At 71.3% G+C, this 12,275-nt stretch carries 9 protein-coding genes and 1 riboswitch; of the genes, 1 reads left to right on the forward strand and 8 read right to left on the reverse strand.

What is annotated here, in order from left to right; genetic code table 11:
- Positions 1-124: 124 nt before the first annotated feature.
- The 4 genes from IT780_RS01920 to IT780_RS01935 all read right to left on the reverse strand — a co-directional run bounded on the left by IT780_RS01920 (position 125) and on the right by IT780_RS01935 (position 8,951).
- Positions 125-1,132 carry a LacI family DNA-binding transcriptional regulator gene (locus IT780_RS01920; protein ID WP_199509590.1) on the reverse strand — a complete coding sequence of 336 codons (1,008 nt, stop codon included), beginning with the start codon at positions 1,130-1,132 and terminating at the stop codon, positions 125-127.
- Positions 1,133-1,163: 31 nt separating this feature from the next.
- Positions 1,164-4,022 carry a beta-galactosidase gene (locus tag IT780_RS01925; RefSeq protein ID WP_199509591.1) on the reverse strand — a complete coding sequence of 953 codons (2,859 nt, stop codon included), beginning with the start codon at positions 4,020-4,022 and terminating at the stop codon, positions 1,164-1,166.
- A gap of 1 nt (position 4,023) precedes the next feature.
- Complete coding sequence (locus IT780_RS01930; protein ID WP_199509592.1) at positions 4,024-6,960, reverse strand: glycoside hydrolase family 3 protein; 2,937 nt, start codon at positions 6,958-6,960, stop codon at positions 4,024-4,026.
- A gap of 206 nt (positions 6,961-7,166) precedes the next feature.
- Positions 7,167-8,951 (reverse strand): serine/threonine-protein kinase, encoded by a 1,785-nt coding sequence (locus tag IT780_RS01935; RefSeq protein WP_199509593.1) that lies wholly within the window; start codon positions 8,949-8,951, stop codon positions 7,167-7,169.
- Positions 8,952-9,083: 132 nt separating this feature from the next.
- A riboswitch (FMN riboswitch) is annotated at positions 9,084-9,214 on the forward strand.
- A 70-nt stretch (positions 9,215-9,284) separates the two neighbouring features.
- Here IT780_RS01935 and IT780_RS01940 point away from each other — a divergent pair.
- Positions 9,285-10,001, forward strand: a complete 717-nt coding sequence (locus IT780_RS01940; protein WP_199509594.1) for a nicotinamide mononucleotide transporter family protein — start codon at positions 9,285-9,287, stop codon at positions 9,999-10,001.
- Positions 10,002-10,055: 54 nt separating this feature from the next.
- Here the strand turns inward: IT780_RS01940 and IT780_RS01945 are convergent, their stop codons facing one another.
- The 4 genes from IT780_RS01945 to IT780_RS01960 form a co-directional block, all read right to left on the reverse strand.
- The gene (locus IT780_RS01945) at positions 10,056-10,244 is read right to left on the reverse strand and encodes a hypothetical protein (protein WP_199509595.1); all 189 of its coding nucleotides are present in this window, start codon (positions 10,242-10,244) and stop codon (positions 10,056-10,058) included.
- A gap of 381 nt (positions 10,245-10,625) precedes the next feature.
- A complete protein-coding gene (locus tag IT780_RS01950; protein ID WP_307831032.1) occupies positions 10,626-11,396 on the reverse strand; it encodes a helix-turn-helix domain-containing protein in 771 nt (256 codons plus the stop codon).
- Between the two features lie 89 nt (positions 11,397-11,485).
- The gene (locus IT780_RS01955; RefSeq protein WP_372443590.1) at positions 11,486-11,998 is read right to left on the reverse strand and encodes a DUF6879 family protein; all 513 of its coding nucleotides are present in this window, start codon (positions 11,996-11,998) and stop codon (positions 11,486-11,488) included.
- Positions 11,937-12,215: a hypothetical protein gene (locus IT780_RS01960; RefSeq protein ID WP_199509598.1), complete on the reverse strand. Its 279-nt coding sequence runs from the start codon at positions 12,213-12,215 to the stop codon at positions 11,937-11,939. The genes IT780_RS01955 and IT780_RS01960 overlap by 62 nt, the downstream gene beginning before the upstream one ends.
- Positions 12,216-12,275 lie beyond the last annotated feature (60 nt).

Genomic DNA, 12,275 nt, shown 5'->3' on the forward strand with positions numbered 1-12,275 from the left:
GGGGGGCGGGCGCCCCCTCCTCCCCCCTTCACCACGGGGCCCGTCGACGCGCTTCGACGAAGGGCTTGGGAGGGACGCTAGGTTTTCGCAACCCTGGATGTCAACGGTGTGACGAGAACATTTCTCAGCCCCGGGGCGCGGCGCAGCTGTCCCGTTCGACGATCGTCGGCGGCAGCAGCCGGACCCCCTCGGTACGGCGACCGTCGAGCAGGTCCATGGCGATCTCGACGGCCAGCGTGCCGACGTCGTGCGCCGGGATGTCCGCCGACGTCAGATGTACCGGCATCGATGTCGCGACGTCGCGCGGGCAGACCGCCACGATCGACAGGTCGTCAGGCACCCGCCGCCCACGGGACCGCAGCTCCTCGAAGAGCGGGACGAGCGCCTCCTCGTTGTGCACCACCAGCGCGGTGGCACCGGGCAGTTCGTCCTCGATCTCGGTCAGGGCCGCCCGGACTCCCGCCGCGCCCGGCTCGCAGGAGTGCGCGACCGTCTCCAGGCCTAGCTCGTCCGAGGCCGCGGTGAAGCCGTCCAGGAAGCGCCCGGCGTACGTGGTGCCGCGCTCGTACACCGCCGGGGAGGGGCCGACCAGCGCGATCCGGCGGTGCCCGTGCCCGGCGAGATGGGCCAGGCACTCGTGCGCGGTGGCGGCGAAGTCGAGGTCGACGCAGGCGATGCCGGCCGCGTCGTCGGGCAGGCCGATCAGCACCGAGGGTTGCTTGAGCCGGCCCAGCGCGGGGATCCGGACGTCGTCGCGCTCGACGTCCATGACGATCAGCGCGTCCACCATCGTCGCCCCGGCCACCCGCTCGAGCCCGGCTGTGCCCTCGTCCTTGGTCAGCAGCAGCACGTCGTGGTTGTACGTGCGCGCCGCCGTCACCACCGCGGTCACGAACTGCATGATGACCGGCACGTTGACGTCCACCCGCAGCGGCACGACCAGCGCGAGCACGTTGGTGCGGCTGCTGGCCAGGGCGCGCGCGCCGGCGTGCGGGTGGTAGCCCAGCTCGGCGATCGCCGCCTTGACCCGCGCGCTGGTCTCGGCCGAGATCGGGCGGCGGCCGCTGAGCACGTACGACACCGTGCTCATCGACACGCCGGCCGCGCGGGCGACATCGCTGATGGTCGGCATCGCCCCTCCCCCGCTGCTCGTCTGCCGCATCCTAACGACCCGGGACCGGCCGGACCTCCACTCCACCACGGTGAGTGCCCGTGATCACCAGCCGGGCGGGCACGACCGGTCCCGCGCGGTCGGCGATCACGCTCAGCGCCAGCGTGTTGCCGCCGTGCTCGCGCAGCAGCCCGGCGGGCAGCACGAACTCGGTCTGCAGGCCGATGGCGGCGCCGTACTGCCCCAGGTTCCAGCCGTTGAGGAACAGCGTGACCCGCTGCCCGGCCGGGGGCGGGGCGGCGAAGCGCAGGGCGATCGAGGTGTCCTGGGCCCGCGGCAGGTCCAGCCGGAACGACGTCCGCAGCCACGTCACGCCCACCGGCACCGGCGAGCCGGCCCGGGACCAGGACCGGTCCGGGTACGCGGGCAGCGTCCAGCCGTGGCGTTCGCCGTACAGTCCGCCGGTGTTGAGCGGGCCGCGTACCGGATCGGGCAGGTCCTCGCCGCCGAGCGCGCCCTGGATGCGCCAGGTGATCGGCGCGTCGCTGCCGCCCAGCGCGGCGCGGACCAGCCCCCGCGGCTGCCGGAAGCGGTTGTCGTCGGCGGTCCAGTCGTCGTTGTTGCCCATGTTCTGCACCACCACCGACACGACCGCCGGCTGCCCCGGTTTCAGCACGCCGGGCGGCACGGCGAAGTGGCCGGGACCGGGGTCGGGGTTCTGCGGCGCGTCGGAGTCCGCCTGGGTGCCGCCGGCCGCCGAGCCGAGATAGCGCCCGTTCAGCCAGACCAGGTAGTTCCCGCGCCGGCCGGTGATCGCGTTGAGGTCGATCGACGTCTCCGTGCCGGTCGCGGTGAACCGGCCGCGGTACCAGACGCTGCCGCTGTGGAAGCCGTAGTCGTCGGAGGCCAGTCCGGCGTCCGCCACCCGCCAGCCGGAGTCGTCGAAGCCCGGCCGGGTCTCGGGTGCCTCCGCGTGGCTGCGCCATCCGGTGAACGCGGGCAGCGTGACCTTCGCCGGGCCCGGCAGCGTGCCGCGCCACGACCCGCTCGCCGTGGCCCGCACCGCGACCGGCAGCCCGTTGACCGTGAGCGGCCGGGCGGGGCCGAACACCTCGATGTCGCCGCGCCGTGCGGTGTCGGCGCGCAGGTCGAGCGTGCCGCCCCGGACCTCGGCGGACCGGACCAGGCCGGTGCCGCGGACCAGCACCGGTCCGGCCGGGGTGTCCGCGCGCCAGAAGGTCGCCGCGGTGGCGTCCGTACCGAGCAGGAGCAGCAGCGGCCTTCGCCCGCCCCCGGTGACCAGCACCCGGGCGAGACCGTCGTGGGAGTAGTCGAGCCGCAGGTCGCCGCGGTCGTACGAGGCGGACACCCTTCCGTCCAGGACGGTGACCCGCGGGCGGGACGGGTAGCGCAGCACGGTCGCGCCGCGCGTGCCGGCGGTGCCGTAGAGGACCGCCACGTCCCGGCCGCCGATCGCCTCGTGCGTCAGGATCTCCGAGGTGGACCACGCCAGCCGCTGCCCGCCCAGGTCGTAGCCGGCGACCAGGAGCTTCGCGTCGCGGCCGATGAGGCGTACGGGCACCGCGTACCGGCCGTCCGGCGTGGACCAGTCCAGCGTGGCCGAGTCGTCCGTGGTGGCCGCGCGGCCGGTGTGGCGCAGCAGGACGATCTGCGTACCCGTATCGGGGTTGACCCGGGCCGCGGTCGTGAGCACCGGATTGCTCGGCGCCGGGCCGGGCGCCGCGTCCGTCCGGGTCAGCGGCTGCACAGCCCGGAGGAAGTAGTTCTGCCGCTTGAACTCGTCGTACTTGGCGGTCAGCTGCCGCGCCTCGGTGATCGCCGCGCCGTAGTCGTACGAGGTGTAGACGTCGTTGGGCTGACCGAGCCAGCCCCAGTTCGTGCCGCCGAAGCCCATGTAGTAGCTGAACGCCGTCGCCCCGCTCGCGATCAGGTTGTTCTTCTGGAAGAACTTCATGTACGCGGGCCCGGTCAGCTCACGGCACCTGTCGTAGCCGGCGTTGTTCACGTCGATCGCGCCGGCCTGGTACTCGGCGGCGAAGCCGGGCGCGTCGGCCCGGATCCGTTCGGTGACACCCTCGCCCCACGGCCCCCAGACCGAGTCCGCGTTCTGGCACTCGAACGACTGCGGGTAGTCGTCGACGCCCGGAATCTGCACCGCGCCGGGGCCGGAACCCCAGGTGGAGGCCCAGGAGGCCGCGTCGCAGCACACGTTCGTGGTGATCGGCACGGTGATGCCGTCGGCGCGGGCCCGGTCCTGCAGGTCCTGCATGTACTGCGCGTCGGTGTTCGCCTGGTACTCGTTCTCCACGTTGTAGAGCAGCACCCGCCCACCCCGGGTCACCTGGTGCCGCGCGATGATCGGGTTGATCCGGTCGAGCCACTCCCGGTACGCGTCGGTGTACCCGGCGTCGCTGCTGCGCGCCCGGCCCGGCACCCGCTTGAGCCAGGCCGGGAAGCCGCCGCCGGTGGTCTCCGCGTTGATGTACGGCCCCGGCCGGGCCACCACGTACAGGCCGAGCTCCTCGGTGAGGCGCAGGAGGCGGTCCACGTCGCGGACGCCGGTGAAGTCGTACACGCCTTGCTTCGGCGAGTGGTACGCCCAATTGAAGTAGAGCGAGACCGCGTTGAAGCCGGCCGCCTTGTACTTCTCCAGGACGTCCCGCCACAGGTCCGGGCTGGGCAGCCGGAAGTAGTGGAACTCCGCACCGCGCAGCAGCACCCGCTCCCCGTCGACCATGATCGAGTACTTGTCGTAGGTGACCCCCGGTCCAACCACCCCACCGCCACCCACGAACGGACTGAAGGCTCGGGGCTCAGCGGCCTGAGCGGGCACGCTGAGCCCGGTCACCGCGAGCGCCGCCAGCAGCAGCGCCGCGAGCAGTCGTCGCATGTCAGCGGATCCGGAACTCGGAGATCCGCACGCCCTCGCCGACGACGAGGTAGACGTCGGTCCTCCCGGCGATCCGTGGCAGCGCCGCCGTTGTGCTCGTGTAGCTGTAGCGGCTGCCGGTGCTCGGGACCTGCGCGGTGCCGAGCAGCCGCCCGGTGGGCGAGCCCTGCCGGACCTCGATCGTCGCGGCACCCGCGGACTCCTTGGCGACCCGCGCGGTGAAGGTGCGGCCGATGCGCGCGTCCTCGTAGGAGGTCCATTGGCCGGCCGCGGTCGCGCCGACCGCCGTGCCACGAGCCTTCGACTCGTCGACCAGGCGGACCCCGGCGTAGCCGTCGAACGCCTCCGCCCGGGTGGTGCGGGTCAGGTCCCGCGCGGGGATCGTCTCGCCGTGCACGCGCAGGGCGCCGCGCAGCCGGATGTCGGCCGAGGACGAGCCCACGAGCACATCGTGGATCGCGCTCTCCACGACCCACCGGCCCCGGGTCACGTCCCAGTGCGCCAGGTCGGACGTGGGGAAGGCAAGGGTCACCGTACGGGTCTGAGCCGGCGCGAGGCTGACCCGCTGGAACGCGCGCAGCTGCTTGACCGGCGTCTTGTCGCGCGAGGTGCGCTGATGGGTGTACAGCTGCACGACCTCGTCACCGGCGCGGCGGCCCGTGTTGGTGACGTCCACGGTGACCGTCGAGCCGTGCACGCGCAGGTTGGCGTACCGGAAAGACGTGTACGACAGGCCGTGTCCGAACGCGTACAGCGGCTTCTCCCGGGTGTACAGGTAGGTCTGGTCCGTCGAGATGATGTCGTACTGGTTGAGGTCCGCCGGCAGCTGGTCGTCGGAGCGGTACCAGGTCTGGGTCAGGCGCCCGGCGGGGTTCGCGGAGCCGAACAGCACGTCCGCGACCGCGTGACCGGTCTCGGCGCCGGCGTGGGTGGTCCAGACGATCGCCGGGACGTGCTCCTGCTCCCAGGTGATCGTGTCCGGGTAACTGGTCTGCAGGACGACGACCGTGCGCGGATTGGCCTTGAGCACCGCCCGGACGAGCTCGTGCTGGCCCTCGGCGAGCGCCATCGTGGTGCGGTCGTGGGCCTCACGGCCGTTGATGAACGGCATGCTGCCGACCACGACCACCGCGGCGTCCTTGCCCTTGACCGCGGCGACGGCCTGGTCGACACCGCTGCTGAGCACCTCCTTGGTGAAGTGCGCGGCGCCCGCGGCGGTGGCCGAGCCGAGCGCGAGCTTGCCGTCCGCGCCGACGGTCACGTACGTGTTGGCGCCGAACCAGCTCTCCTGCGTCTCGTAGCCGGCGTAGTGCAGCACGTACGTGCCGTCCGCCTGCTGCTCGAGCTTGAACTGCTGCTGGACGTACCAGCCGCTGGGCTGGTCGTCGCGGGTGACGAACGGGCCCCAGTTGTAGCCGAGGTACTTGCCCGTGCCGACGTTGCGCAACGTCTGGACGCCCTGACCCCAGTCGACCGCGTCGAACTGCGCGTTCTCGCCCGCACTCGCCCCGGTGGCGGTGACCGGCGTGGTGTCGGTGGTGCCGTTCGACGTCACGTAGCGACCGGTGGCGACGTCCTTGAGCCCGATGCGGTCGGCCGCCTCGCTGGTGGTGACGGCGGCGGAGCGCTCGCGGATGCCGTCGGCGGCGGTGACCCGGTACGGCAGGTTGGCGCCGTACCAGTCGCTGTAGAGGGTGTCGGCGAGCGGCCCGACGACCGCGACCTTCTTGCCGGTCGGCAGCGGCAGCGCCTGCCGGTCGTTCTTGAGCAGCACCATCGCCTTCGCCGCGGTCTCCCGGGCCAGCCGCTGGTGCGCGGGCGCGTTGATGACATCCGCGCCGATCTTCGCGTACGGGCCGCCGTCCGGGTCGAACTCGCCGAGGCGGAAGCGGATGCTCAGCGCGTGCCCGGCCGCCTCGTCGATGTCGCGCTCGGTGAGCAGGCCCTGGGCCAGCGCGGACTTGATCGCGTCGACCGTCGGCTGCCCGTTGGCGTTGTCCACCGTGAAGCTGTCGTTCCCGGCCTTGATGACGGCCGCGTTCGCCTCGGGCTGGGTGGCGTAGTACTGCTGGGAGCCGGTCAGGTTGTACGGGGCGTACGCGTCGCTGACGTTGAACAGCGGCTTGTCGCTCCACCGCCGCAGCAGCCCGCCCAGGTCCGGGTCCACGGTGGCGGGACGGCCGTTGACCAGGTTGTACGAGCTCATCACGCCGGTCGCGGCGCCCGCCCGCAGGGCCGGCTTGAACGCGGCGCGGTCGTACTCGTTGAGCACCCGCTGCGGCACGTTCGAGGAGGTGACGTCGCGCCCTGCCTCGTTGTTGTACGCGAGGTAGTGCTTCAGCGTCGGCGCGGTCTTCAGGTACCGCGGGTCGTCGCCGGTCAGGCCCCTGCCGTACGCGGTGGAGATCGCGCCGGTGAGCAGCGGATCCTCCGAGTAGCCCTCCTCGTTGCGTCCCCACCGGGGGTCACGCAGCGGGTTGACCACGGGCGCCCACAGGTTCAGCCCCCACACCCGGTCGTTCTGCGCGTGGTAGCCGCGCGCCTCGTCCCCGACGACCGAGCCGACGCGCCGCAGCAGCGCGGGGTCCCAGGTGCTGGCGAGCCCGACGGGCTGCGGGAACGACGTGCCGCTCGCCGTGACCACCGCGCCGTCGTTGTCGGCGTCGTTGGACCACGCGACGCCGTGCAGCGCCTCGGTGCCGGCCTTGAACAGCTTGATGCCGAGCCGCGGGATCGCCGGCTGGTACTGGTGCAGCAGCGAGATCTTCTCGTCGAGCGTGAGCCGGCCGACAAGGTCGTCGACCCGCCGGTCGAGGCTCAGCCGCGGGTTCTGGAACGGGTACTCGGGGGCGGCGAGCGCGGCGCCGGGCAGGGCGGGCGCGGCGAGCACCGCGAGCGCGAGCGCGGCGGCACCGCGGCGCAGGAAAGCCTTTCGCATGGTCACGATCCTTTGCGGAGAACACGCGGAATCGCCTTTCCGGCGGGTTCTACCGGAAAGGATGCGTCCTGATGAAGCCGCTGCTCAGCAGCGGGGAAGAATCGGTCGAAGCGCTTCGACGATGGGTCAGTCGGTAACGTCGGGGAAATACGGTGGATGGTTGCCAACCATAGATGTCGCACGATGCGAAGGCAACGGCCCGCGGCTCACCAGTCGAACTCGGCGCCGCGCGTCGTGCCGCCGGGCAGCAGCGACCGCCCGGTGTAGCGCCAGCTCTCCACCACGACGTACCGGCCGCCGCGCGGCGCCGCGAGATCCACCGGCCCGCAGGTGTGCTGCACCGCCGAGTCGGTGAACATCAGCCCCTCGCAGGTGTGCGGCCCGGCGACCACCTCTCCCGTCCGGGCATCCTGGACGGTCAGCGTGACGTCGGCCTGCACCCCCGGCGTCGCCTCGATGCGGCCCTTCACCCGGACCCTGCCGCCCAGGGCGTGACAGGGCTGGGCGAGCACGGGGTGCCCGACGTCCCAGGTGAAGGCCTCGCCGCACTCGTACGGCCCGAACCCGGCCTCGACGCCGGCGGAGCCCGTACCGCCCGGCAGCCGGACGCCCGCCGACACCCGCGCCGCCGCCGTGCTGCCGGACTCCCGCTGCGACGGCGACGGTGCGGCGGCGGTGGCGCCTCCGGTCGGCGAGCCCGGCCGGGGCACCCCGAGCGCCGCCCGGGACCTGGGCGCCGGGGCGCTTCCCGCGCCGATCACCGGTTCCCGAGGCGCCACCGCCGTGGTGGCGGCGGCCGCGTCCTGGCTGCTCTGCCACGCCCGGTAGCCGCTGACGCCGGACGCGGTCAGCGCGCCGCCGATGAGCGCCACGAGCGCCGCCCGGCGGCCCCAGGCCCAGCTGGCCGGCCGGTTCGGCGGCCGCCGCTTCGGCCGGGAGGGACGCGGCGCCGCGGCGGGCGTCGCATGCACCCGCGACACCGGCTCGTCCGCGGGGAACGGCTCGGGGGCGGAGGGCCGGGCGGGCATCGCGGGCGCGTCGGCGACGTCGCGGCGGAGCTCGTGCAGCATCCGCTCCAGCTCGCCCGCGGCCGGGCGCCGCGCCGGGTCCTTGTCCAGGCAGGACGAGATCACCGTCCACACCGGCTCGGGCATGCCGGCCGGGCGCTCCGGCACCTCGTCCAGATGCCCGCGCAGCACGGCGAACGGCTCACCGGTGTACGGCGTCCGCCCGGTCACCAGCTCGTACAGGACGATGCCGAGGCCGTACACGTCCGCCGCCGGGGTCGCGTCGCCGCCGCTGATCACCTCGGGCGCCATGTAGTACGGCGTACCGATGACCGCATGGGGCGTCGTCACGCCCGGCGTGTCCAGGACCCGGGCGATGCCGAAATCGGTCAGCTTCACGTCCGGCCGCTCGTCGTCGCCGTGCAGCAGGATGTTGTCCGGCTTGACGTCGCGGTGCACCACGCCCAGCGAGTGCGCCTGCCCCAGCGCGGCGCACACCTGCGCGAGCAGCCGGGCCGCCTCGGCGGGCGCCAGCGTGGCGGCGCCCCGCAGCCGCTGCCGCAGGCTGCCGCCGCCGACGAAGTCCATCGCCAGTCCCAGCGACTCCCCCACGCTGAACAGGTCCCGGACGCCCACGATGTGCTCGTGGCGCAGCATCTTCAGGATCGAGCGCTCCTGCACGAACCGGGTGACCAGCTTCGGCTGGCGCAGCAGCCCCTCGTGCAGCAGCTTCACGGCCACCTGATCGCCGGAGGTGCTCTCCAGGCCGCGCCACACGACGCCGGTGGCGCCCTGCCCGACCGGGCAGATGAGCACGTACGAGCTGCCCACGCACCGCCCGCTGAGGTCCATCGTTGCCAGGTCGCCGTTCAATCCGCCGGTGTGTCCTTCCCGCTTCTCCTCGTCAGGGCGCGGCCGATGGTGGCCGTCGATGCGGGTGCCCGGCAATGGGCGTACGCCCGATCTGTCAGGAAGCGTCAGCATCCCGCCCGGGCCGTCACCGTGGGCCCGCCGCCTCGTTGGGCAGGTCTGCCCTCCCGGGGGCGACTGTGGCGTTCATCGCTTGCCGCCGCGCCGGCGGCGGGCGGTACTACGATCCGAATCAGCACCAACGTTCAGCGTGCTCCGGGGTCGGTGAAAGTCCGAACCGGCGGTGACAGTCCGCGACCCGACCGCAGCCGGCGGCCGGTTGACCCGGTGGAATTCCGGGACCGACGGTGAAAGTCCGGAAGGGAGGCAGCACGCGGACGCCCGAACATCCGCGTGCGCGGTCGCTCCCCGGCGTGCACCTTCGCTGACCTGTGGAGGTGGACCCCGATGCACTGGCTCGACACCCTGCTCACGTCGTTCTACGACGCCAAATGGCAGGTCACGGACAACCAGGCGATCTACTACCGCGAGATCGTGGGCAACGCGTTCGGCCTCGGCTCGGCGCTGTTCGGCCTGCGGCGCAACGCCTGGGCGTGGCCCGTCGGCATCGTCGGCAACGTGCTGCTGTTCACTGTCTTCCTCGGCCAGGCGCTCGGCAACGACCAGGGCACCCCGCTCTACGGCCAGGCATCCCGCCAGGTCTTCTTCATCGCCACGAGCGTCTACGGCTGGTGGCGCTGGCGGCAGAACCGGCACGCACCGGGCGGCGCCGCGGTCACGCCCCGCTGGGCGACCAGGGCGCAGCGCGCCGTCTTCATCCCGCTCGCGCTGGCCGCGGTGATCCTGTGCTTCTACGTGTTCCGCGCGGTCGGTGCGGGCTTCCCGGTCCCGTGGTGGTACTACCTCGCGGACTCCTGGATCTTCGTCGGCTCGATCCTGGCCACGTACGCGATGGCCCGCGGCTGGGTCGACTTCTGGCTCTGCTGGCTCGCGGTGGACCTGATCGGGGTGCCGGAGCTCCTGCACTTCCGCTACTACCCCTCGGCGATCCTGTACGCGGTCTACGCCGGGTTCGTGGTGTGGGGCTTCGTGGTGTGGCTGCGCATCTCCCGCCGCGAACAGCCGCAACGCGTCGACTCGCCCACCATGGAGACGGTGGCCTGATCCCGTCAGCGCAACGAGGCGGCCGGTGAGCAAGTGCCGGGGGGACTCGTCGTTTCAGGACGCCCGTCCCCGGCACTTCTGCACATGCTCCGCCACTACCTCGGCAAGCTCGGTGAGCTCGGTTATCCCGCCCGCGTACAACTCCAGGTAGCACTCAGCGCAGCGAATCAGGCTCGCCCGCAGCGGCCACCGCATCGTGTCCACGCCCACTGGAACCACGATCGGGAGATCTTCCGTCGTCATCGCGCCCACCGCCGGCCGTTGCCCGCACGCCACGCGCCTGCCAGCGTGAGCCGGCCGGCGCGCCCGGCGTTGGCACCCGCTGACCGCTCCCCCAGGTCGTCCGAGGCCCTGGCCGGCCGCTGGACGGCGCACACGCCCACCGCGCGAGCGGACGCCGGTTCGGCCTCGGGCGGCAATGTGCCGGCGTCCGGACACCGCCAACGCAGACCACACCGACACCGCCGGCCGAACGTCCCGCGCCAATCCCGACGATGCACCGGCCCGACCAGGATGGGTCGTGCCATGCGGATCACCGTCCTTCCTCACCTGGGTCACACAGACGAAGTTAGGATTGAGGCGATTACCACTCAACGAGTGTGCGCGAAATTGCGGGGCGATTCCCTACTCGCTGATCACGCTGATAGCAGCCATAATCCGCGACCGAGCGGCGGCACCGTAGACCGCAGCGTCGGCAAGTTCGGTGAATACTTGTGCATACATGGCTATTTCGCGGGGCTGCGTGACCGTGAGGTGTCCTGAGACCAACTCGACGGCGACCTGTTCGTCATCGAACATGTAGAAAGCCTCAACGGGCCAAGCGGCATCACGATCAGGTCGCCAGGGTAGGACGCCCAGGCTGACGTTAGGCAGCGCCGAGACTGAGATCAGATGTCCGAGCTGGCCGACCATGACGTCAGTTCCGCCGATGCCGGCCAAGAGGGCGGATTCTTCGACCAGGCAGGCGAAGCGACGACGCGAGTCGAACAGAACCTGCTGCCGCTCCATGCGCGCGGCAACCGCGTCATCGAGGTCATCGGGTACGCCGCGCCGCCGAGCGATGGCCGCGAGAATCGCGGCCGTGTACGCCCTCGTCTGGAGCATTCCAGGAAGGATGTTCGGCGTGTAGATGCGGAACTGCCGCGTTCGCTGATACAGCGGAAGGCGCGCCACTTGAGCACGTCGAAGGCCATTCCGTTCCATACGTCGCCACTCGACCCACATACCCTCCACGGCGCGGAGCGACGCGATGATATCTGCTGTCCGGTCCTCGGCATGACAGTGCCGACACCATGCGCGAATGTCGTCCTCGGACGGTGCCGCCGATCCATGCTCTATCCGCGACACCTTCGATCCGTGGCGACCCATGAGACGCGCGAGATCGCGTGCCGTCAGGCCGGCTTCCTGGCGAACATCTCGCAGCCGTCGACCGAGGGCTTCCCGTGCCTCCTGAGCGGCTGACGATGACGATGCGGGCAACTCTGCTAACTCGTGACAGGTCGATAGTCGGCATGCGGCACGCCCAGCGCCCAAGCCGTGTCGAAGACTTCGGTGAGGCGCTTGGCCAGCGCGTCATCATTTCTCAGGTCCTCTTCAACCCAATTCCCGTCACCGTCGAAATGGTTGAAGGTCGTCACCTCATCAACGACCCAAAAATCAGTTGGCGGGAGGAACAACTCCGATGCGGTACGACGCGGAAGCCAGCGAACGTCCTCGCCGGCCGCAACGTTGTGCGCCTGAGTGATGTCGTATTCGTATTGGACGTAGGCAGAAATCGGCTCCGAGACGACGCGAAGCCGTCGGACGGAGACACCTCGCCCGGTGATCTCCCGGACCATGCCGGACCACCCTGCGCGCGTCACGGGAACGTCGGGTTGCTGCCCGGCACGCCATGTTCGCCAGTCCGGATCGTCCAACGTGTACCAGTCACGAAGCTCAAGATGAATTGCCGAACGGGCCGACGCTTTCAAGAGGTCGGCGATTGTCGACCCTGGCATTGCAGACCTCCTGGAGGAAGGGAATCATTCGGCCCGGCAGCCGAAGCACCGTCTCATGCTCCGGGACCGGGCGGGCCGACTGGATGGCCGCCAGCGTGCTCGCGTCTTCGATCTTCCAGCCCTGGACGACGATGCTGCCGTCCTCATCGTCGACCCAAATCGTCGGCGACCCGCCGTCCGGGCTTCCTGGGTCTTTGCCGATGAACCGAAGCGACATCGTGAGCCTCCCTGGACGATCGCGGGTGCGTCGTGGTCAAGTTTGCGCGGCGGGCCGCAA

The sequence above is a fragment of the Nucisporomicrobium flavum genome (assembly GCF_016464385.1).
GTDB lineage: Bacteria > Actinomycetota > Actinomycetes > Mycobacteriales > Micromonosporaceae > Actinoplanes > Actinoplanes flavus_A.

Excerpts from the sequence above, each read along its gene's own strand:
- IT780_RS01920 (WP_199509590.1), bottom strand. The coding sequence starts at position 1,132 with ATGCCGACCATCAGCGATGTCGCCCGCGCGGCCGGCGTGTCGATGAGC.
- IT780_RS01925 (WP_199509591.1), bottom strand. The coding sequence starts at position 4,022 with ATGCGACGACTGCTCGCGGCGCTGCTGCTGGCGGCGCTCGCGGTGACC.
- IT780_RS01930 (WP_199509592.1), bottom strand. The coding sequence starts at position 6,960 with ATGCGAAAGGCTTTCCTGCGCCGCGGTGCCGCCGCGCTCGCGCTCGCG.
- IT780_RS01935 (WP_199509593.1), bottom strand. The coding sequence starts at position 8,951 with ATGCTGACGCTTCCTGACAGATCGGGCGTACGCCCATTGCCGGGCACC.
- IT780_RS01940 (WP_199509594.1), top strand. The coding sequence starts at position 9,285 with ATGCACTGGCTCGACACCCTGCTCACGTCGTTCTACGACGCCAAATGG.
- IT780_RS01945 (WP_199509595.1), bottom strand. The coding sequence starts at position 10,244 with ATGACGACGGAAGATCTCCCGATCGTGGTTCCAGTGGGCGTGGACACG.
- IT780_RS01955 (WP_372443590.1), bottom strand. The coding sequence starts at position 11,998 with ATGCCAGGGTCGACAATCGCCGACCTCTTGAAAGCGTCGGCCCGTTCG.
- IT780_RS01960 (WP_199509598.1), bottom strand. The coding sequence starts at position 12,215 with ATGTCGCTTCGGTTCATCGGCAAAGACCCAGGAAGCCCGGACGGCGGG.